General features: G+C 59.4%; 17 protein-coding genes, 1 tRNA gene and 1 pseudogene. 10 read left to right on the top strand and 9 right to left on the bottom strand.

Annotated elements, in window-relative coordinates:
* Window position 1 precedes the first annotated feature (1 nt).
* The 6 genes from argC to ABHV46_RS12110 all read left to right on the top strand — a co-directional run bounded on the left by argC (window position 2) and on the right by ABHV46_RS12110 (window position 6,952).
* Window positions 2-907 carry an N-acetyl-gamma-glutamyl-phosphate reductase gene (argC, locus tag ABHV46_RS12085; RefSeq protein WP_438381665.1) on the top strand — a complete coding sequence of 302 codons (906 nt, stop codon included), beginning with the start codon at window positions 2-4 and terminating at the stop codon, window positions 905-907.
* Between the two features lie 523 nt (window positions 908-1,430).
* Window positions 1,431-3,104, top strand: a complete 1,674-nt coding sequence (locus ABHV46_RS12090) for a putative bifunctional diguanylate cyclase/phosphodiesterase (protein ID WP_438381666.1) — start codon at window positions 1,431-1,433, stop codon at window positions 3,102-3,104.
* A 57-nt stretch (window positions 3,105-3,161) separates the two neighbouring features.
* Window positions 3,162-3,245: transfer RNA gene (locus tag ABHV46_RS12095), tRNA-Leu, on the top strand.
* Between the two features lie 102 nt (window positions 3,246-3,347).
* Complete coding sequence (locus ABHV46_RS12100) at window positions 3,348-4,508, top strand: phosphoserine transaminase (RefSeq protein WP_438381667.1); 1,161 nt, start codon at window positions 3,348-3,350, stop codon at window positions 4,506-4,508.
* Window positions 4,505-5,650, top strand: a complete 1,146-nt coding sequence (locus ABHV46_RS12105) for an ATP phosphoribosyltransferase regulatory subunit (RefSeq protein WP_438381668.1) — start codon at window positions 4,505-4,507, stop codon at window positions 5,648-5,650. Before ABHV46_RS12100 ends, ABHV46_RS12105 begins: the two co-directional genes overlap by 4 nt.
* 12 nt (window positions 5,651-5,662) lie before the next feature.
* A complete protein-coding gene (locus tag ABHV46_RS12110; protein ID WP_336946790.1) occupies window positions 5,663-6,952 on the top strand; it encodes an adenylosuccinate synthase in 1,290 nt (429 codons plus the stop codon).
* Window positions 6,953-6,989: 37 nt separating this feature from the next.
* Here ABHV46_RS12110 and ahpF read toward each other — a convergent pair whose 3' ends face one another.
* The 3 genes from ahpF to ABHV46_RS12125 all read right to left on the bottom strand — a co-directional run bounded on the left by ahpF (window position 6,990) and on the right by ABHV46_RS12125 (window position 10,380).
* A complete protein-coding gene (gene ahpF / locus ABHV46_RS12115) occupies window positions 6,990-8,576 on the bottom strand; it encodes an alkyl hydroperoxide reductase subunit F (RefSeq protein ID WP_438381669.1) in 1,587 nt (528 codons plus the stop codon).
* Between the two features lie 125 nt (window positions 8,577-8,701).
* Window positions 8,702-9,265, bottom strand: coding sequence for an alkyl hydroperoxide reductase subunit C (gene ahpC, locus ABHV46_RS12120; RefSeq protein WP_438381670.1), 564 nt, complete (start codon window positions 9,263-9,265; stop codon window positions 8,702-8,704).
* Window positions 9,266-9,372: 107 nt separating this feature from the next.
* Window positions 9,373-10,380, bottom strand: a complete 1,008-nt coding sequence (locus tag ABHV46_RS12125; RefSeq protein WP_438381671.1) for a GlxA family transcriptional regulator — start codon at window positions 10,378-10,380, stop codon at window positions 9,373-9,375.
* 419 nt (window positions 10,381-10,799) lie between these two features.
* Between ABHV46_RS12125 and ABHV46_RS12130 the strand changes: the two are divergent.
* Window positions 10,800-11,288 (top strand): annotated as a pseudogene (locus ABHV46_RS12130) (Hint domain-containing protein); the annotation flags it as partial.
* 550 nt (window positions 11,289-11,838) lie between these two features.
* Here the strand turns inward: ABHV46_RS12130 and ABHV46_RS12135 are convergent.
* The gene (locus ABHV46_RS12135) at window positions 11,839-12,708 is read right to left on the bottom strand and encodes an AraC family transcriptional regulator (RefSeq protein ID WP_438381673.1); all 870 of its coding nucleotides are present in this window, start codon (window positions 12,706-12,708) and stop codon (window positions 11,839-11,841) included.
* Between the two features lie 112 nt (window positions 12,709-12,820).
* Between ABHV46_RS12135 and ABHV46_RS12140 the strand changes: the two genes are divergently transcribed.
* A complete protein-coding gene (locus tag ABHV46_RS12140) occupies window positions 12,821-13,708 on the top strand; it encodes an NAD(P)-dependent oxidoreductase (protein WP_438381674.1) in 888 nt (295 codons plus the stop codon).
* Window positions 13,709-13,714: 6 nt separating this feature from the next.
* On the opposite strand, the gene ABHV46_RS12145 is transcribed toward ABHV46_RS12140, so the two are convergent.
* The 3 genes from ABHV46_RS12145 to ABHV46_RS12155 all read right to left on the bottom strand — a co-directional run bounded on the left by ABHV46_RS12145 (window position 13,715) and on the right by ABHV46_RS12155 (window position 16,558).
* Complete coding sequence (locus tag ABHV46_RS12145; protein ID WP_438381675.1) at window positions 13,715-14,338, bottom strand: CPBP family glutamic-type intramembrane protease; 624 nt, start codon at window positions 14,336-14,338, stop codon at window positions 13,715-13,717.
* Window positions 14,339-14,419: 81 nt separating this feature from the next.
* A complete protein-coding gene (gene rpoH / locus ABHV46_RS12150) occupies window positions 14,420-15,334 on the bottom strand; it encodes an RNA polymerase sigma factor RpoH (RefSeq protein WP_336946796.1) in 915 nt (304 codons plus the stop codon).
* Window positions 15,335-15,574: 240 nt separating this feature from the next.
* The gene (locus ABHV46_RS12155) at window positions 15,575-16,558 is read right to left on the bottom strand and encodes an RluA family pseudouridine synthase (protein WP_438381676.1); all 984 of its coding nucleotides are present in this window, start codon (window positions 16,556-16,558) and stop codon (window positions 15,575-15,577) included.
* Window positions 16,559-16,591: 33 nt separating this feature from the next.
* Here ABHV46_RS12155 and ABHV46_RS12160 point away from each other — a divergent pair, with 33 nt between their 5' ends.
* Window positions 16,592-16,936, top strand: coding sequence for a hypothetical protein (locus ABHV46_RS12160; protein ID WP_438381677.1), 345 nt, complete (start codon window positions 16,592-16,594; stop codon window positions 16,934-16,936).
* A 102-nt stretch (window positions 16,937-17,038) separates the two neighbouring features.
* Here ABHV46_RS12160 and ABHV46_RS12165 read toward each other — a convergent pair whose 3' ends face one another.
* Both ABHV46_RS12165 and ABHV46_RS12170 read right to left on the bottom strand, forming a co-directional pair.
* Window positions 17,039-19,162: a hypothetical protein gene (locus tag ABHV46_RS12165; protein ID WP_438381678.1), complete on the bottom strand. Its 2,124-nt coding sequence runs from the start codon at window positions 19,160-19,162 to the stop codon at window positions 17,039-17,041.
* Between the two features lie 57 nt (window positions 19,163-19,219).
* The gene (locus ABHV46_RS12170) at window positions 19,220-19,516 is read right to left on the bottom strand and encodes an ArsR/SmtB family transcription factor (RefSeq protein WP_336946800.1); all 297 of its coding nucleotides are present in this window, start codon (window positions 19,514-19,516) and stop codon (window positions 19,220-19,222) included.
* Window positions 19,517-19,639: 123 nt separating this feature from the next.
* On the opposite strand from ABHV46_RS12170, the gene ABHV46_RS12175 reads away from it, so the two are divergent.
* On the top strand, window positions 19,640-20,716 hold the full coding sequence (locus tag ABHV46_RS12175; protein WP_438381679.1) for an alkene reductase: 1,077 nt from the start codon (window positions 19,640-19,642) through the stop codon (window positions 20,714-20,716).
* The last annotated feature ends 49 nt before the right edge of the window (window positions 20,717-20,765 follow it).

The raw sequence follows: 20,765 nt of genomic DNA on the forward strand, positions 1-20,765 counted from the left end.
GATGACGCGGGTCTTTATCGACGGCGAGGCAGGAACGACAGGGCTGGGCATTCGCGATCGCCTGCGCAGCCTGCCTGTCGAAATTCTTTCCATCGATCCAGCAAAGCGGAAAGACCCGCAGGCGCGTCTCGAGATGATGCAGTCGGCTGATATCGTCGTTTTGTGCCTTCCCGACGATGCGGCGCGCGAGGCCGTGGCTCTGGCTAAGGGTCTCGATAATGTGAAAATTCTCGATGCCAGCACCGCCCATCGTGTGGCCGCAAACTGGGAATATGGCTTTCCCGAACTCGACTCGAGTCAGGCTGCGCGTATCGCCGCGGCCCGTCATGTCGCCAATCCCGGGTGCTACCCGACCGGTGTGATCGGTCTGCTGCGTCCACTGGTCGCTGCCGGGCTCGTGCCTGCTGATCATCCGATCACCGTCAATGCCGTCAGCGGTTATAGCGGTGGGGGACGCAGCGAGATCGAAGCGCATGAGCACAAGGGCGGACCGGCTTTCGAGCTTTACGGGCTCGGGCTCGAGCACAAGCATGTCCCCGAAATCATGGCCTATGCCGGGCTGAAACGTCGGCCTCTTTTCGTACCCTCCATCGGTCACTTCGCGCAGGGCATGATCGTCTCTGTTCCGCTGCAACTGGCCGATCTGCCGGGCTATGTGCGGGTTTCGGATGTCGAAGAGTGCCTGAACGCCTATTATGAGGGTTCACGCTACGTTTCGCTTGCCTCACCCGATCTGGCGCGTCTGGACGCTGCCGCTCTTGCCGATAGCGACGAGATGGCTCTGCGCGTGCATGGCAGCGAAAAATGGCGCCATGTGCTGCTGACGGCCAGTCTCGATAACCTCGGCAAGGGGGCGGCAGGGGCCGCTTTACAGAATATCCGCCTCATGGGTGGTCTCGAAGACTGAGTTTTTAACGCAACCGGACGAGAACCCCCGCGATATCAGTAAGTTGTTTCGCCGGAATTCTCTCCGGACGAGAGGTTTTTTCGAAATTGTCGTGGGTGATGCCGTCGCCTCATTGAGTAAATGAAGTATTAATGCCCTGCTTGTCGCGCCTTATCAGTTACGTCCTGGTCATATCTTGTGACCTATAATCCGTAAGGCTTACTCTCGGGGAACGGGTGCGGTTCGGATGAGTCGAAAGGGCAGCACGCAGATGAGAGAAGCTCAGGAACCGACGAGATCATGTCTGACGGGTCACGTCCTTGACTGGCTTCCCATGCTGGTCTGCCATGTCGAGGCTGACGGGAAGATTTCTTATCTGAACCGGAGCTGGAAACATTTCTCGGGACTGACATCCGGTTCAGAGCCGCGCATGTGGACAGAGCTGCTTGCCCCGGAAGAGACACGCGTATGCCATGGCCCATCTCCGGCCTCTTATTCTGCGCAAAAAAACGTTTTGCTGCTTCATGCTGGCAGTCATCCAGTGATGACCGACCTGCACTGGCAGAAGATGGGCGCTACGGAAGGCGGCGGTTGGATTCTTTACTGTCATCCCGAGTTGGATTTCCCGCTTTTCGCCAATGGGTCAGACGTGACATGGCAGAGCAGACAGGCAGTACACGACCTGCCCATACGCAGTATTCCGAGTTCTCTTCGTGCTACAGAGCATTTACGGGCAGAAAGGCTTGCGGTTGTTCAGGCTGTAGACATATCCGGTGCGCCGGGGCCGACATCTTGTGCGGCTGTGGAGGAAGAGGGCGACGAGAATCAGCCGCTTTCTCTGGCACGTCTCGCGTCCTACACAGCGCGTCGCGCGTTCCACGCCCTGGGTCGCGAATTAGCGGCACGCCGCGAAACCGGAGAGCGTTTCGATCGCCTGACCGGCCTCTGCAACAGAGACGGTTTCGAGATCCGCTTGGAGCAGGCACTCGTCGACGCAGTGCCTGCCGGGCGCAGTATCGGTTTCCTGCTGGCCGATATCGATTATCTCGGTGACCTCAACAATCTTTACGGTAGGGATGTAGGCGATCAGGTCCTCAAATTTGTGGCAGGTCGACTCAGGCTTGTGACCGATCAGGATGACGACGCCGCCCGAACTGGAGATGATGAGTTCTCTGCGGTCATCACCGGTGAGGTAACGGCGTCGGTCCTTGCCGAGAAGGCCCAGTCGCTTCTCAGCTTTATCGATACGCCGTTCAGGATCGGCAACAGGCAGATCAGGTTCGGGGTGAGTGTCGGGGCAGCGCTCTACCCTCGAGATGGCAATGGAATCGTTCGTTTGCGCCACGCAGCCCAGCTGGCGTTGAACGATGTCAAGGCACATGGCCGCGGCGGATATCGGCTGTTCGATCAAAGCATGGCCCGGCGGAGTGAAGGCGTTACAGCCCAGACGAACGTCGTCAGACAGATGCTTGATCAGGATCTCGTCTATCCGGCCTATCAGGCCAAGGTGCGATTGCGTGATGGTCAGATCACGGGTGCCGAGGCGCTGATGCGCTGGCATCGTCGTAACGAGACCGAGAGCGGGCCGGATGCTTTCCCGGAGATTTTCCGTAATTACGATCTGGCCTCGCGCGTTTCTGCCAGGGTGCAGGAGCGTGTGTTCGAGGATATCGGTCTGTGGATTCGGGCCGGGCTCATGCCGCCACCGATCTCGATCAATGTTGCGCCCGTCGAATTCATGCAGGACGACTATGCAGAAAAACTTCTCTCGCGGCTCGATAGCCATGGTCTGTCTGCACGACTGATCGAGCTGGAACTGACCGAACATGTTCTTTACCAGAACAGCGAGCACTATATTCATCGCGCCCTGACGTTGCTGCGACGCGCAGGCGTGCGTGTCACGCTGGATGATTTCGGGACGGGCTATTCGTCTCTTGGTTTTCTCAGGGATTTTCCGGTCTCGTCCATCAAGATCGATCGCAGCTTCATCCGCAAGATCTGCTCGGAGTCATCCATGGAAGTCATCGTCGAAGCGATTATCCGTTTCGGCGAAGCCGTGTCCGTCGATGTCGTGGCCGAAGGGATCGAGACTGAAGCGCAGCTCGCCCTGCTGCGTCGCATCGGCTGTCCGACGGGGCAGGGGTTTCTGTTCTCGCCGCCGGTAGAGTCAACGGGTTTCGCGCGCCTTCTGGCGGGGTCGCGTCGTTTCGATCTGTGACGTTGCTGTGTATCCGTTGCCTTTTTTTCTGAACCTCGCTAACAATTCGCCCATCATGCGAGAGTGACGGAACGGTAGACGTAGTCGGCTCAAAATCGACCGCCGCAAGGCATGGGGGTTCGAATCCCCCCTCTCGTACCAGATTTTTCATCGAAAACATGCTATTGACCGGGCCATGACTTGCGCCTTCAGGCCTGCCTCCGGCATATCTCGCGAACTTTCTTTCAGTTTGCCGGACCGATCATGCCCCCACGCCCTGTCAGAAAACCCGCCCGCCCGTTCTTTTCGTCAGGCCCCTGCGCAAAGCGTCCGGGCTGGACGCTGAACGCGCTCGATGGCGCGCTGCTCGGGCGGTCGCATCGTGCGCCAGAGGGCAGGGCGCGGCTCAAGGAGGTCATTGACCGTTCGCATAGCCTTCTCGAGGCGCCGGACGACTGGAAGATCGGCATCGTTCCCGCCTCGGATACCGGTGCGGTCGAGATGATCCTCTGGGCGCTGGCGGGCGAGCGCCCCATCGATGTGCTGTCTTTCGAAAGTTTTTCCGGGCTCTGGGCCCAGGATCTGCGTGATGTGCTCAAGCTCGAGGCGCTGACGGTCCATGAGGCGCCCTATGGTGCACTACCCGATCTGTCGGCGGTGGACTGGTCGCATGACGTGGTCCTGACCTGGAATGGTACGACCTCTGGCGTCTGTGTGCCTGGGCCTGATGCGATTCCGGCCCAGCATGAGGGGTTGGTCATCTGCGATGCCACCTCGGCGGCATTTGCGATGGACCTGCCATGGGATCGTCTCGATGTCGTGACCTGGTCGTGGCAGAAGGCTCTGGGTGGCGAGGCCGCTCATGGCATGATTGCACTCAGCCCGCGCGCCATCGCCCGTCTGGAACAGGCCGCCCCGCGTCCGCTCCCCAAGATTTTCCGCCTGACCAATAAAAAAGGTCTGATCGACGCGATCTTCTCGGGCGATACGATCAACACGCCGTCGATGCTTTGCGTCGAAGATGCGCTGGACGGACTGAGATGGGCCGACGCCATTGGCGGCCTCAAGGCGCTCAAGATCCGGTCACGGACCAATTTCGAGACGGTCGAACGCTGGGTGGCCCAGACCGACTGGGTAGAATTTTTGGCCGATGAGCCCAGCCAGCGCTCGACCACCTCGATCTGCCTGCGCATCGTGGCGCCCTGGTTTGCCGGTCAAAGCGTCGAGAGCCAGCAGAAGATCGTCAAGGCTCTTACGGGCATGATTGCGGATGAAGGTGCAGGGTTCGACCTCGCTTCCTATCGCGATGCGCCGCCCGGCCTGCGTATCTGGGGTGGAGCCACCGTCGAGGCAGACGATATCGAGGCGCTTCTCCCCTGGCTCGACTGGGCCTATGACAGCGTCAGGATGGAATACAGCGTATGAAACTGACCGACGAGCCCGATACAGCCCTGTTGCCTTCGGGGTTTATCGACCTCCTCCAGCACGAGGCCGAGGCCGAGGCGCAGGGGATAGAATCCGTGATGGAGGTGTTCGCCGCTCATGGCTATGAGCGCGTCCGCCCGCCCTTGCTCGAATTCGAGACATCGTTGCTGCATGGCGCCGGTCAGGCGCTTGAGGAACAGACTTTTCGCCTGATGGACCCGGAATCGCGCCGCATGATGGCGCTTCGCCCGGATATGACGACGCAGATTGCGCGCATTGCCGCGACGCGTCTGGCAGCGACGTCGCGTCCGCTGCGTCTGTCTTATGCCGGGTCCTGTATTCTGGTCGGCACGCCAGGCCGTGAAGGCCAACGCCAGATCAGCCAGGCAGGGATCGAGCTGATCGGTGCCGATTCCGTCGAGGCCGATTGCGAGGTCGTGCTGATTGCCGCCGAAGCGCTCGAAAAGCTGGGTGTCGAGGAGTATTCTTTCGATCTTTCCTGCCCCGCTCTGGTTCAGGCGCTGGTTGCGCTGTCTGGTTATACGGGGCCGCGCCGTGCAGCACTGTTGCATGCGCTCGATCGCAAGGATATGGCTGCCGTCGCCGAGCTTGGCGGTCCGGTGGCTTCGGTGCTGACAGCATTGGTCGAGGCTTGCGGCCCGTCCGATGCCGCCTTGGCCATTCTCGAAAAACTCGATCTGTCGCCGGAGATCAGGCTTCATGCCGACCGTCTCGTTGCGGTCGTACGCGCGCTGCATGAGCGTGCGCCGCGATTGCGCCTGACGGTCGACCCGGCAGAGTTTCGTGGCTGGCAGTATCATACCGGAATCTGCATGACGGTGTTCGCCAGAAGCCAGCGTGAAGAGCTGGGCCGTGGCGGGCGCTATCAGGCTCAGGGTGAAGAGCCTGCCTGCGGTCTCACCTTTCGCCCTGAAATCCTGCTGCGGGCTGCCCGTCCGATCGTCTTGCGCCCTCGCGTCTATGTGTCCGCCGAGATGCAGGACTCACCGGGGGCTGCGCGGCTTCGCGAAGAGGGCTATGCCACGGTCGCCGGTCTCGACGCTGTCGAAGACCTGCCCGCCGAGGCACGTCGCCTGAATTGCACTTTCATATTCGTCGCTGACGAACTCATCACGCTGTAAAGGGATAAGAGCATGTCCAACGTCACCGTCATCGGCACCCAGTGGGGTGACGAAGGCAAGGGAAAGATCGTGGACTGGCTGGCCAGCCGTGCGGATATCGTCGTCCGCTTCCAGGGCGGCCATAACGCCGGTCATACACTCGTGGTGGGCGATCAGGTCTACAAGCTCTCTCTGCTGCCTTCAGGCCTCGTGCGCGGCAAGACCGGTGTGATCGGTAATGGCGTGGTGGTCGATCCCGAAGCCCTGCTTTCCGAAATCGATCGTGTTTCCGCTCAAGGGCTGGTGGTCAATCCCGAGACGCTCTGGGTAGCCGATAATGTGCCGCTCATCCTGCCCCTGCATGTTGCCACTGACCGCGCCCGCGAAGCAGCCCGTGGCGATCGCAAGATCGGCACGACCGGTCGTGGCATCGGCCCAGCCTATGAAGACAAGGTGGCCCGTCGCGCCATCCGTCTGTGCGATCTGGCCGAGCCTGAAACGCTCGACTGGAAGCTCGACGAGCTGCTGCTGCACCACAACACGCTTCTGGCCGGTCTGGGTGCTGCGACCTTCACCAAGCAGGAAATCCTCGACCATCTGGCAAAGCTCGCCCCGCGCGTGCTGCCTTTTGCCTGCTCGGTCTGGGAGCGGCTGGATGAGGCGCGCCGCGCCGGGCGTCGCATTCTGTTCGAAGGCGCTCAGGCGGTCATGCTCGATGTCGATCATGGCACCTATCCCTTCGTGACCAGCTCGAACACTGTCGCTGCCGTTGCGGCCAGCGGCAGCGGTGTCGGCCCCGGTACGGTCGGTTTCGTTCTGGGCATTGCCAAGGCCTATACAACTCGCGTTGGTGAGGGACCGTTCCCGTCCGAGCTGTTCGACGATGTCGGCCAGAAACTGGGCGAACGCGGGCGTGAATTCGGCACGGTGACGGGCCGTGCGCGTCGTTGCGGCTGGTTCGACGCCGTGCTCGTGCGTCGCGCCGCCCGTGTGGGTGGCGTGAATGGTATCGCGCTTACCAAGCTCGACGTTCTCGATGGGTTCGAGGAAGTGAAGATCTGCGTCGGCTATGAACTCGACGGCAAGGCGATCACATCCTTCCCGTCCAGCCCCGCCGCCCAGTCCCGTCTGAAGCCGGTTTTCGAATCCATGCCCGGCTGGCAGGAGACGACTTTCGGTGCGCGCAGCTGGGCCGATCTGCCTGCTGCCGCGATCAAGTATATCCGCCGCATCGAAGAGCTGATCGAGGCGCCGGTAACGCTGCTTTCGACCAGCCCCGAGCGCGACGATACCATTCTGATGCGCGATCCCTTCGAGGATTGAGATGAAAAAGCGGGCCGAGAGGCCCGCTTTTTTTTGCTTATTCAGCCGCTGCTGCGAGTGCTCCCGCCGCAGGCAGGCGGATCAGGTAGTCGAAGGCTGAAAGTCCCGCCTTTGCCCCTTCGCCCGTAGCCACGATGATCTGCTTGAACGGCGTCGTGGTGGCGTCGCCCGCTGCGAAAATGCCGGGAACGGATGTGGCATTATGGGTATCGACAACGATCTCACCACGATCGCTCAGAACCACGCTGTCCTGGAGCCATTCCGTATTCGGCACCAGACCGATCTGCACGAAAATACCTTCCAGTTCGATCTTGTGCGGGGTGCCTGTGGGGCGGTCGCGATAGGCCAGAGCGGTAACGCGGGTGCCGTCGCCCTCGACCTCGGTGGTCTGCGCATTCATGATGACGCGGACATTCGGCAGGCTGAACAGCTTGTCCTGAAGCACTGAATCGGCGCGCAGCACATCGGCAAATTCAAGCAGTGTCACTTCCGAGGCCAAGCCGGCGAGGTCGATGGCGGCTTCGACACCGCTATTGCCGCCGCCGATCACGGCCACGCGCTTGCCCTTGAAGAGCGGTCCGTCGCAATGAGGGCAATAGGCCACGCCCTTGTTGCGATAGGCGTCTTCGCCCGGCACGTTCATGGCGCGCCAGCGGGCACCCGGTGCCAGAATGACCGAGCGGCTACGCATCACAGCACCGCTCTCGAAGCGGATTTCATGCAGCCCGCCCGGTTCAGCGGCGGGAGTGAGTGCTGTGGCACGCTGCCCCGTCGTGATATCCACCTCATAGCTGCGCACATGTTTCTCGAGCGCAGCAGCAAGCTTCGGCCCTTCGGTCTCGGGCACCGAAATGTAATTCTCGATGGCCATCGTATCCAGCACCTGACCGCCGAAACGCTCGCCGACAATGCCTGTGCGTATACCCTTGCGCGCGTCGTACACGGCTGCGGCAGCCCCTGCCGGACCGGCGCCTACGATCAGAACCTCGAAAGGCGCCTTTTCGGAAATCTGTTCAGCCTTGCGTGAGGCCGAGCCTGTGTCGAGCTTCGAGACGATGGCTTCCACATCCATGCGACCGGACGCAAAGGGCTCTCCGTTCAGATAGATCTGCGGCACAGTCATGATGTTGCGCTCGGTGACTTCCTGCTGGAAAAGCGCGCCATCGATTGCCGTGTGCACGATGTCGGGGTTGAGCGCCGCCATGGCGTTCAGGGCCTGCACGACATCCGGGCAGTTCTGGCAGGAGAGAGACATATAGGTTTCGAAACGCAGCGGGCCTTTCAGGCCGCGGATCTGCTCGACCATTTCGGCCTCGATCTTCGGGGGGTGACCGCCGATCTGCAGCAGGGCGAGCACCAGCGACGTAAATTCGTGACCCATCGGGATGGCAGCAAAGGTCACGGCTTCATCGCCATCCGTCCGGCGGATGCGGAACGCGGGCGCCCGCGGGCCGTCAGTGATCAATCTGGTTGTGATGCGGTCAGAGAGCGCTGCGATTTCATTAACGAGCGCATGCATCTCCTGCGCCTTGTCGCTGTCATCCAGCGATGCTTCGAGCGTGATATCCTGACGCAGATTGGTCAGGTAGCTGCGCAGCTGGTCCTTGATCGTGGTGTCGAGCATTGATTCTGTCCTGTCTGGGAGCGGGCTGGACGGAAGCTGGATTGCGGGGCGTGCTCGCGGCACGCCGCACCGCAACCGCTCCGGCAGCGAGAAAGCGGAAAAGCCGGGTTGTCGAGGCCGTAAGTTCAGATCTTGCCGATAAGGTCCAGCGAGGGCGACAGCGTATGAGCCCCTTCCTTCCATTTGGCCGGGCAGACCTCGCCAGGATGGGCGGCGACATATTGTGCGGCCCGCACCTTGTCGAGCAGGGCCGTTGCGCTGCGTCCTACGCCGCCCGAGGTGATCTCGGTGTACTGGATGCGTCCTTCGGGACTGATCAGGAAAGTGGCGCGATCTGCCACGCCGGCCTCTTCGATCATCACATCGAAATTACGCGCAATTGTACCGGCCGGATCGGCGAGCATGACATAATCGATTTTGCCGATGGCGGGGGACGCATCGTGCCAGGCCTTGTGCGTGACATGCTTGTCGGTCGAGACCGAATAGATCTCGACGCCCAGCTTCTGGAACTCTGCGTAGCTGTCGGCCAGGTCTTCGAGCTCGGTCGGGCAGACAAAACTGAAATCGGCAGGATAAAAGAAAACGATGGACCATTTCCCTTTCAGATCCCGATCGCTAACGGTAATGAACTTGCCGCGGCAATAAGCGTCGGTCGAAAAGGGGCGAATGGATGAGTCTATTCTTGCCATGATCTTGTCTCCAGATTTCTTCAATTCAGGAAGAGCATGGTCACCCTGTCATAGCGCGATATTAAATTAAAACAGATCGTTCTGATATTTATGATAGGGAAAATCTTTCACAACGCCGTCGTGTCGAACTCCCGTCCGCGTCGCGCGTGGCTTTGCCGCATCCTCTGGGGAGACATGCCATAGACCCGGTTGAACGCGCGCCTCAGTCGTTCCGGATCTCCAAAACCTGTCTGGTCAGCTATGAGCTCGATGGGGATTTTCCCGTTGATCACACGTTCACGCGCGGCTTCCAGTCTCAGTGTTTCGACCGCTTTCGCAGGGCTCATGCCTGTAGTGAGCTTGAAACTGCGTGAAAAATTACGTGGACTCATGCCCATCTGGTCAGCCAGCAGGTCGACAGTCATTTCGGTGGCCAGATTGGCGCGTATCCATCCAAGAAGTGACGAAAACCTGTCCGCGCCGGTTGCCATGCGGATCAGAGGTGAAATCTGCGCCTCGCCACCGGGCCGATGATAGTAAAGCACCATGGTCTGTGCGACGCCTTGTGCAACATTCTCGCCCGCGTCTTCTGTCAGAAGTGCCAGTGCCATGTCGATGCCGGCTGTGATCCCGCCCGACGTCCAGACCTGGCCGTCATGAATATATATTGCATCGCGCTCTACTTCGGCTTTGCCCGCGTGCAGGCGCAGGTTTTCGATATCCTGCCAGTGTGTCGTGACACGTCTGCCATTGAGCAACCCCGCATCGGCAAGAAAAAAGGCCCCGGTACACACGCTGCACATGCGGCGTGTCTGCGACGCCTGCTGCCGGAGATAGCTTGCCAGAGTTTCGTCATTCAAACGGGAACGGTAATAGGCGCTGCCGACGACGATCAGCGTGTCGAACACTTCGTCAGGATCGAGCCGCTGAGTGTGCAGCGAGATTCCTGAAGACGAGCGCACGAGCCCGCCCTCATATGAGAGCATTGTGATTGCATAGGGCACATTGCTCATCACACCGCCAATTTCGAAGACTGCGGCGGGGCCTGTCGCATCGACGATCTGGAAGTCCGGGTAAAGTACGAAGCCGACCTTCTTTTTCATGGCGTAAAATGAGGGATATTTGGCGTTGTGCACATTATCCGGGATCCTCTATGTCTAATCGGTCAGAAAGAAGAGAAAAATACCAATATAAAAATAAGCATAAAATATTCCCTGTTTTTCTTCCATAAAAAGTTAATAATGGGGAATATAACTTTGCCCTCTTCTCGCGAGCTGGTCGTTTTTTGGAGTGAGATACTGTGGGGCAAGGCGGATACATCACGCTTTATAATGACACCGATTACGATATGGTACGCTCGAATTGGGGACGGTACCAGATGGCATTCGATGCGCCAGATCGTATCCCGGCCCATCAATCCCGTAAATTCTATGCTGAATGGTGGGAGAGTGGCGTCAAAGACGATGATAGCGCTTATGCCGATTACATCGTTCAGGACGGGACCGGGCGTATCGTGACTATCGAGGCCTGGGCCAGGCCGGGCAGGCATTTTCAGATGAACTTCAAAAGCTACAGTCAGCCGGGGTATCCGCAAGGTAGTATCGTGAATATCGGTTGGATCCATGACGGAAATGTCGGCTTTTCAGTCAAAGGCCTCTCAGTTCCCAAACCGGAACCATGTTTTCTCGCGGGTAGCCTTATCCTGACCAGAAACGGTTATGTGTCTGTCGAAAAACTGAAGCTGGGCGATAAACTTCTGGTTCGTGAAGAGGGCAAGCACAGATTCAGCGATCTCGTTTTCATCGGTAGGGGAATGCGAAACGTGGATCGCTCAGGGCTTCTGGGTGCAGATGAATCCGGGTGGCCTGTCTGCATCAGGGCGCATGCTTTAGGCCACGAAAATCCGAGGCGCGATCTGTGGCTGACGGCAGAGCATTGTGTGTTCGTGGAGAATGCTCTCGTGCCGATACGGCTGCTCGTTAATGGTGAGAGCATCTTTTACGATAAAACGAAGCCGACCTACGACTATTATCACCTGGGTACGCCACGGCACGAGGTGATCATCGCCGAGAATCTCTACACGGAGAGCTACCTTCCGGGCGACAATGCTTCATGGTTCGAGCATGTCGAGCAGGATGCGACATCGAGCCTGGACCCGGCATCGGCATATCCGATCCGTACCGAGCGTAGTTTTGTCGAACCTCTTTACCGTTCGCTGGTCGATCGTCTGGATGAGGATCATGTTGTGAGTGACGATAACAAGCTCATGGTGACAAACGATCCAGCCCTTCAGGTTGTAAAAGCTGATGGTACGCCGCTTCCGGTTTGCGCGTCACAAAATGGCATGCCTGTTTTCGAGGTGGAGGCAAATATCGATCGCCTCTTTATTCGTTCGCGCAGCGGTCGACCTTGCGACTCAATGGGCAGTTTTGTCGATGACAGACGCCGGTTAGGGGTTCTTGTCAGCAGTATTTTGTTCGAGGAGCGAATGCAGGGTAGCGGGATCGAGATCGATTTTCGAGCTCCTGCTCTCCGTGGCTGGTGTGTTCCTGAACATGGGCTGACGCGCTGGACGCAAGGAAGTGCCGAGATAGTTATTCCCGAACGTCACAGAGCACATGGAGGTCGTCTTCTGGTGCAAGTGGTTCACAATGGACCCTATCGAATTCAGAAGAAGATGAGACAGATGCCGCAAACCGGCTCGGACGATATCCGGTTATGCGCCTGAATATGGAGGAAAAGGCGCCAGTGCTTTCATAACCGACAGCGAGCGCGACATCCGTAACGCGCTCGCCACGGGCCAGTCTTCGTTGAGCCTCGATCATACGCAGTTTCTGAAGCCATGAGGCAAAGCCTGTACCGGTGTCCGCTCTGAAATGTCGCACAAAGGAGCGGAGGGACATGCCCGCATGTTCTGCCCATTCTGCCTGAGTACGCTTGTCGTCAGGCATTGTCTCCAGTTGGTCTGTTACACGTCGGAGGCGCGGGTCGGAGGGTATGACGAGAGCCGCTTTTTTTCGGGGCAAGGCGATCCACTCATCCCAGAAGGTTTCGGCCAGACGCGATGTCGGGCCGGATATAGCCTTCCCTTGCGTCGTGCGGGCCAGGCGTTCTGCCTGCGCGTTGAGAAGGGGCGTGCCTTCCGTCAGAAAGGGCGTATCCGGCAGAGCCACGCTGCGGGCAGGGTGAAGATAAAGCGTCCATCCCGCGATGGCACCATGCGAGCGTGCCTCGTGTGGTAGGTCATGCGGGAGCCACAGCACCTGACCGGGGCCGACCGACCAGAACGCCCGCTCGGTATGAAACACCATGACACCGCTTTCGATGCCGAAAATCTGTCCGTGTGCATGATGATGCCGCGGGGCGATGCGTCTCGTATCCTGCGCGAGCGTTCCGCCGCCAAGCCAGAAGCCCCTATCGTTCGGAGCAATATCGGGGGGAGAGAGAAGCTCATTGGCGCACATGAGTCGATTAATGGCGCACAAGCGCAAGAATGCCAAAGCCTGAGGCGATAGAACTTTCTCCGACGGGTCCCATTCGGAGATCAGGGGCGTTCGTCAGAAAAGGAGATACGGCATGGAAATCGGATTCGTGGGGTTGGGTGCCATGGGGCAAGCGATGGCCCGACGTCTGCTGGAGGAGGGTCACAGCCTGACCGTGTGGAACCGCACGCGCAGCAAGGCCGACGGGCTGGCGGCGAAAGGGGCCTATGTCGCGCAAAGCCCTGCTGAGGTGGCACGACGCTCCGAGATCGTCTTTTCGATGCTGTTCGACGATGAGACGACCGAGTACGCGACATTTGGCCCGCAGGGCATCGCCGAAGGCCTGCGTGCGGACGGGCTCCATATCTGTTGCAGTACGCTTTCACTCGCCCAGGCAAGGCGCCTGCGTGATGGTCACGGGGAGCGTGAACAGAACTACGTCAGTGCCAATGTGCTGGGCCGACCGACCGCCGCCGAAGAAGGGTCTCTCTTCATCATCGTTGCCGGTGCCGTCGATCAGCTCGTCAGGGCAAAACCGCTTTTCGCTCCATTGGGGCAGCGTGTTTTCGAGGCTGGTGCAGATCCGGTTCAGGCCAATCTGGTCAAGCTGTCGCTGAATTTCATGATCTATTCAACCATCGAGCAGATGGCCGAGGTCTTTACCGTCAACGAAAAGCTTGGCACCGACCCGCAGCTGCTTTTCGAGATCATGACCAACAGCTTCTATACGGCGCCGGTACACAAGAACTACGGCAGGTTGATGGTAGAGCAGAAATACGACCATCCGGGCGCGCCGGTCACGCTGGGGCTGAAGGACGTGAAGATGTTTCTCGATGCCGGAGGCGAGCAGGGCGTCGCCCTGCCTTTTGCCTCGGTCATGCGCGACAGGCTGATCAGCGCCATCAGCGCGGGCGACGCGGAGCGCGATTTTGTCGTGCTTCAGGAGCGTGTGCGTCAGGAGGCCGGCCTCAAGCCGCGCTGAGAGCGCTCAGCCATGATGCCATGCGGCCCCGGTATAGAAGAACCGGCCCATACCGATGGTGAAGATCAGGCAGCCATAAAGACTATGTTCGAGGCAGGAGAGGCGCAGCGAGCGGTGACGCTCATAGTCCAGCGCGAAAAGCGCCCCTCCCGCCGTTGTTAGAACGATGGCGATCCAGTTCAGAAAGATCACATGCGCAAAGCCGAACGCAGCGGCGCTGGTCATGATACGCGCTGAAGCCGTGTTGAGCAGCAGGCGATAGCGCCTGAAGAGAAAGGCGCGATACAGCATCTCCTGAGGCCATACGGAAAGCAGAGGGTAGAGGAGCAGGATGAGAAGCCAGAAACCCGGTTTATTGCGCGGTAGCTCAAGGAAATATGCGGGCCATAGCCACCAGGCGCCTACTGTGAGCAGCGGGGCAAAAACGGCGAATCGCAGGAAGATCGCCCTGATCTCGCGGCGCGGCTGATGCGGGTTGGGTAGCTGGTGGCGGAGGGTGAGGAACGCGATCAGTGCCCCGACCCATAGTGTGGCGAAAAGAATGAAGGGGCGTCTGATCGCCAGGATGAGAAGCGGCCCACCACAGAAAAGAAGCAGCATTTCGAGGCGAAGATAGAGCTGCTTCGTCATCGGCTAAGCGCAAGGGTTCTAACAGTCACCGATAGCGAGAAATAAGGGCGTCCAGCCTTGAGCAGACGCCCTTTATTCATCTCAGTCGGTCACGCGGTCGCGGAGCGAAATACCCTCGTCCTGCTTGCGGCGCAGTTCGACTTCCGCCGCCATGGCTTTTTGCAGCTTCTCGAAGGCGCGTGCCTCGATCTGGCGGATCCGCTCGCGCGACACGCCGTATTCATGAGAAAGCTCTTCAAGAGTCGACGGGTCGTCCTTGAGGCGGCGCTCGGTCAGGATGTGACGCTCGCGCTCGTTGAGCGACTTCATCGCCTCGGTCAAGAGTGCCTGACGGCCGCTCATTTCCTCGGCTTCGCCCAGCGTGGTCTCCTGGCTCTCCTGATCGTCAACCAGCCAGTCCTGCCACTCACCTTCGCTATCGCTGCGCAGCGGGGCATTCAGGCTGTGATCGGGCGCCGAGAGACGCTGGTTCATCGAGACGACGTCCTGCTCGGGGACGCCGAGCGTGGTCGCAATCTTGTCGACCTGCTCAGGTTTGAGATCGCCGTCATCGATGGCCTGCATCTGCCCTTTGAGGCGACGCAGGTTGAAGAACAGCTTTTTCTGCGAAGCGGTGGTGCCCATTTTCACCAGCGACCAGCTATGCAGGATATACTCTTGCATCGCCGCACGGATCCACCACATGGCGTATGTGGCAAGACGGAAGCCACGATCGGGGTCGAAGCGTTTGACCGCCTGCATCATGCCGATATTGCCTTCGCTGATCAGTTCGTTCAGCGGCAGGCCGTAGCCACGATAGCCCATGGCGATCTTGGCGACGAGGCGGAGGTGAGAGGTGACGAGCTTGTGGGCTGCGGCATCTTCTTCACGGTCACGCCAACGGCGGGCAAGTTCGACCTCTTCCTGTGGGCTCAGGATAGGGAATTTACGGATTTCCTGAAGATAGCGGGTGAGATTGCTTTCAGGACCAAGGGACAAAACGGCGGAAGAGGCCATTGGGCTGCAACTCCTTTCGCCCGGTGCAGTGAGGAACATTAACTACGGCATGTGGCCGTCAGAGTTCCCTTCACCGGGTGACGCTGGGTTAGGGAAGGATTTTCGTCCCCGCACGGCACCCTCTGCATGAGCGATGCCAGACGGTACGTCCATTCCGGCGGCGCGTCACTTCGTCGGATTGACTAGGAGCAGATCATACCGCGTTTTTGCTGTCAAGAAAACGTACTACATTACTCCTAATTAACCCCCACGCAGGGTTCGTAGCAGAATCTGGAAATCTTCAGGTGACTCGGAGGTGAAAAGCAGCGCCTCTTTCGTGCGCGGATGGGTAAACCCCAGACGCGCCGCGTGCAGGGCCTGACGCGGAAAATCGAGCGCCGCCCTTCGCCCGGTTTCGCGTAAACCTCTTGCTGCGGCAGGGATGCGCCGCAGATAGACCGGATCGCCCAGAAGCGGGTGTCCGGCCTGAGAGAGGTGGACCCTGATCTGATGGGTACGCCCCGTGGCGAGCTTACAGCTTATGAGGCTTACCGAGGCATCGAACGCCTCGAGGCAGCGCACATGGGTCAGCGCGTGCTTGCCTCCCTGCGTCACCACGGTCATGCGCTTGCGGTCTCGCTTGTCACGACCTATCGCCCCATCATAGCTGACGGCAGAGGGCAGCAATCCCCAGGCGAGCGCCAGATAGGAGCGGTCGATATCGCGAGCGGCAAAGGCTTCCGATAGGGCATTATGCGCCATGGGTGTCTTGGCCACGACCATCAGCCCTGACGTATCCTTGTCTAGACGATGAACGATTCCCGGGCGTTTCTCGCCCCCGATTCCTTCCAGGTCTTCGCCACAATGACCGAGCAGCGCATTGACCAGCGTGCCGGTCTCGTTTCCCGGTGCCGGATGCACCACCAGCCCGGCGGGCTTGTCGAGAACGATCAGGTCTCGATCTTCGAAAATAATCGGCAGGGCATGGTCTTCCGCCTGTGGGCGTGCCGGAGCCGCAGGCGGCACGATCAGGGCGATCTGGCGCCCTGCTCTGGTGGTTTCCGAAGGCTCGCGTATGATGGCGCCATCGCAGAAAACCTGCCCGGCTTCGATCAGGGATTTGACGCGCGAGCGGGAGAGGGAACCGATCGCATCGGCCAGAAAGCGGTCGAGGCGCTGCCCCGCCTGTTCGGGCGTTACGGTGAAATCGAATCGGGTGGACGTGTTGGCGCTGGCGTCGGTCATGCGCCCCTTTAGCAATTAGGATCGTTTGTCGCCATGGATACGCCCCCGCCCAAGGTTTCACGCGCACTCACCGCAGCCGTCGTCATTATGGGCGTCCTGATCGTGCTGGGAACAGCGGGGCTCATCGGGGTGATCGTGCACCGCGCCATGTCCCCCGGCCACAGAAAGCCTGCCTTGGCCACGCAGGATCTCTCTCTCTCGGTATCTCAAGGAGAGGCACCCCGTTTCGTGCTTGCCGGTGGCGGGCGGATCGTCGCCGAAGCCGTCAGGCCCGATGGGTCTGTTTCGGTGCAGATCAATGGCCCGCAGGGGGACCGCATCGTGATCTGGAACCCTGAGACCAATCAGGTCGTGGCGCAATTCGTCCTTGCACCCTGATGCTCAGGAGCCCTGACGAGGTCAGGGCCGCGCGGATACCTCTAAGCATGAAAAGAGCAGGTTTCAGCTGATCCGCAGCGAGGTTGCAGAGCACGGGCTCCTTTAGGCTGGTTTCCCCAGCCGACCGGCCAGCTCAGGGTCAATGCCAAGGGCGCTGTAAACCGGCGCCATATCCACGATACCGTTCCATGCACCGAAGGCCTGTTTGTCCATGCTGACATGATGCGGCATGACGATAATCGCCGGATCGTCATCCATGAAGCGCATACGCAACGTGTTCCAGCGCGGCGCGATGTAACGGTGATAGACGCCCGAGAGCGCGCATTGATCGACGCACCAATTGGTCGTGTTCGACGCCCTATAGGCGGTAATGATATAGTCGTGCAGCGCCTGAGCGATCTGCGGCAGTCGGTCGGCCTCGCCAAAATACGAGACGCCAGCGCCGAAACCCCATGGCTCCCCGAAAAACTGGCGTCCTTCCCGGTCGAAGGCATAGAGTCGAAAGCCGTAATCGTAATTGGCCTTGAGCGTGCTTACGAGACCTGGAAATTCGCGCGGGATCATGGCGTCGATATCGAGGGTCAGCACGGGACAGGCGTGCCGTTTCGCGATTTCGGGCAGGATCAGATAGCGTATGCAGGAAAAGCTTGCTCCATCCGGATAGCTCAAGGGCCCGCAGGCAAAGCTGATCCGCACGTTGAGGTTTTTTTCGACAAGGGCGGCGCTGCATGCCTTGAGAAAGGTCACCTGCTCGTCGCTGGGGTCAGCAATGCCGAGCACCAGATGGAAGAAGGCAGGTGGTTCAGCATTCGCAGTAGCCTGAATCAGCGAGGCCAGCAGCTTGGGCACGAAGCGGAAATAGGTAGCGTCGCATCCCGCAACGAGACAGATTTCAGGAGACGTTTCGGGAAGTGATGCCCAATGCCATCGCCAGGAAGCAACGCTCAAAGCATAGGGTTCGGGCGGGCGAGGCGTATCGGTCAGCCAGGAATAGGCGCCGCAATTGAAATGCATAAACTCGAATCCGTTCTGAACGGCCAGGATGCGCGCAGCGTCGTAATGTGCGTTGGCTTCTGCAACCTCACCGTTGAGCCAGGAGTCGTGACCCTGGATCAGGCGTAGTGAGTGCGATACGCCGTTCAGGCGCGCTTCCCGGGTGATGAACGCGGATCGTCCGGCCTGTGGGCAGGTACACCAGCTTGCTTCAAGAGCTTCGTAATACGCGGCTTTCGTTTCATGAGAGGCGTGGGGTGAGAGCTTGCCGGGGACAAGCGCCAGATCGAAGGCGTCATTGAAGGAGACCCCGCGGATCTTGCCGAGAATACCCATGAAATCTCTGTGTGTGTCATCTCTGGAAAAGATGCGCGCAACGCCATGTTCAATTGCGGCGTCGTCGAGCGTCGCTCTGCCACCGAGGGTAAAAGCCTTGCTGAGAAGGAGTATGGCCGCCTCCTCATCCTCAGCGCTTTTGGCGACTATGGATCGGGCCCAGAGACGATCTGCCTCGTTCATGGCGCCTGCAAGCGCTTCCAGACAGAGATCGGCCTCTGCGAAGAGCCCGACCAACGTGCAGAGACGCGCGAGATAGTAGAGATGGCCGGGCTGGTCGGGCTCGGCGAGTACCAGCGTGATCTGCCTGGCCAGTTCAGGCAATTGGGCCCAGATCGTTTCCCGATCCGTTTTGCCGATCTGGAGTGCGGCGAGGCCGGCAGAGAGGGCGCGCGCGACTTTCTCGTCAGGCCAGGGACGCAGAAAATAATTGGTTATCGTGTGATGCAACGTGCCGTCAGGCGCCGCTTCGAAACCGTACGGGGTGACCCGCATCTCTCCAAGCACAAGTGTAAACTCTACCAGCCTTCCACGTGCAACATGGCCCTCCCGATCCATCCAGCTCCGGGAGGTGAGGGCGTTCAGCGCAGGAAGCATGTCGAGAGACAAGGGCAGAAACTGCTCCCATCTGTCGCAGGCCTCACTGAGGCGAAGGGTTTCATCCGGGATGGCAGTCAGAAAGCCCCCCCCTGAGCCCAACCCGATGGCATCGGGGAAATCATGAGCGACGCCAGAGACAACAGTGATGGAAGAAGGTCCTTCCACAAGATCGTTCGCCTCGTCGAGCAACACGGGTCGCGCAAAACCCGTGGCAGCCATTGCCGGGAGAGCGAGAAAGAGTCGCGTGGTGTCGTGACAGAGAATCGTGCCATGCCAGGAAAGCAGAAAACGGGGCATTGTCTCGTACCTTTCGCGTTTGGACGCTTGTTGTTTTACGGTGCGGCCTGCGACTGCCTATCCTGCAAGAACGGCATCCATGAGACCGGGAAAGCGCAGGTCGAGATCGGCTTTGCGCAGCGAGTTGAAATGCTGCACGCCTTGGATGCGCGTCTGCACCAGTCCGCTCTCTCGAAGCACCTGAAAATGATGAGACATGCTCGATCGTGGCCGGTCGCCAAGCAGGGCGGCACAACTGGCTTCGGGAACCGAACCGAGGTGCTGAACGATTTCAAGACGGATCGGGTCGGCCAGACCGCGCAGGACGCCCAGCAGGGTCAGGCTTTCTGAAGCGGGGTGGTCATAGTCAGCCATCGGCGTCGTCCGGTTCCAAAAAATGCGGGGGAGGGGTTGTCTTGAGGCAGACGCGTCCCCATTCCTGATATTGTTCGATCAAAATCGAATTAAACCCCCACGGGTTCATGAGGACACAGCATTATGACAACTCTGTTCGATCCGATCCAGCTTGGCGCTATCGACGCGAAGAACCGCATACTCATGTCGCCGCTGACGCGCGGCCGCGGGACGCGCGAGCATGTGCCGACGCCGATCATGGCCGAGTATTATGCACAGCGCGCCTCTGCGGGGCTCATCATCTCCGAGGCGACCGGTATCAGCCGCGAAGGTCTTGGCTGGCCCTATGCGCCGGGTATCTGGTCTGCCGAACAGGTCGAGGCCTGGAAGCCAATCACGAAGGCCGTACATGACAAGGGTGGCAAGATTGTCGTCCAGCTCTGGCATATGGGCCGCATGGTGCATTCCAGTGTGACCGGGCAACAGCCTGTCTCAAGCTCGCCGACTTCCGCACCGGGGCAGCTCCACACCTATGATGGCAAGCAGGACCCCGAGCAGGCGCGGGCGCTGACGAAGGACGATATCTCCCGTATCCTGGGCGAATATGAAGTGGCAGCTCGTAACGCGATCGAGGCTGGCTTCGATGGCGTGCAGATTCACGCGGCTAATGGCTATCTGATCGATGAGTTCCTGCGCGATGGCACCAATCATCGCGAGGACGAATATGGCGGCTCACCCGAGAACCGTATCCGCCTGCTTCGTGAAGTTACCGAACGGATAATCGCGACTATCGGCGCCGAGCGCGTATCAGTACGTCTCTCGCCCAATGGTGATACCCAGGGCTGCATCGACAGCGCCCCGGAAAAGGTCTTCGTGCCCGCCGCCAAACTACTTAACGATCTGGGGGTCGGCTTTCTCGAACTGCGCGAACCCGGACCGAACGGCACTTTCGGCAAGACCGACCAGCCGAAGCTGCATGGTACGATTCGTGAAGTATTCAGGAATGCTCTAGTCCTGAATCAGGACTATACACGGGAGGAGGCGCTCGAAACGGTCGCTAACTGCACCGCAGACGCCATCGCTTTCGGTCGTAAATTCATTGCGAACCCTGATCTTCCAGAGCGTCTGGAGCGCGATCTTCCGCTTCAGGCGGACAATATGAAAACGTGGTACAGCCGGGGTGAAGAGGGGTACACGGATTATCCTTTTTATAACGAATGATAACTTTCGTTTGATTGCCTCGTCGAAACATTGACTGGGCGCTGGGATT

Origin of the sequence: Asaia sp. BMEF1, from assembly GCF_051628905.1 — a bacterium.
Lineage (GTDB): Bacteria > Pseudomonadota > Alphaproteobacteria > Acetobacterales > Acetobacteraceae > Asaia.